2 protein-coding genes are annotated in these 234 nt (G+C 65.8%); one reads left to right on the top strand and one right to left on the bottom strand.

All coding sequences use genetic code 11. From position 1 onward, the window contains the following. Window positions 1-106, top strand: a 106-nt coding sequence (locus BST12_RS34115; protein WP_245850637.1) for a hypothetical protein, incomplete at its 5' end; no start/stop codon positions are given. A gap of 5 nt (window positions 107-111) precedes the next feature. On the opposite strand, the gene BST12_RS31785 is transcribed toward BST12_RS34115, so the two are convergent. After that, window positions 112-234: hypothetical protein (locus BST12_RS31785; protein WP_211281452.1), on the bottom strand; the 123-nt coding region annotated here is incomplete at its 5' end.

Genomic DNA, 234 nt, shown 5'->3' with positions numbered 1-234 from the left:
GAGCAAGGCCGCCATTGCGGTATGCACGGTAGTCACCGTGGTGCTGGGGATCGCCCCGCAGCCGGTGCTCGACCTGGCCGACCAGGCCGCCCAGTTGCTGCGCTGAATCCGTTAGGGCTGACCGAAGAAGCCCGACTGGTCACTGCCCTGATTGAAGCCCCCCGAGCTGTGGTCACCCGTGTTCGCCACACCCGTGTTGAGGGTGCCCGAGTTCGCAATGCCTGTGGTCTGCAG

The organism is Mycobacterium angelicum (assembly GCF_002086155.1).
Lineage (GTDB): Bacteria > Actinomycetota > Actinomycetes > Mycobacteriales > Mycobacteriaceae > Mycobacterium > Mycobacterium angelicum.
Note: the sequence above shows the minus strand (reverse complement) of the source record. Positions and strands in the feature narration are given on the sequence as shown.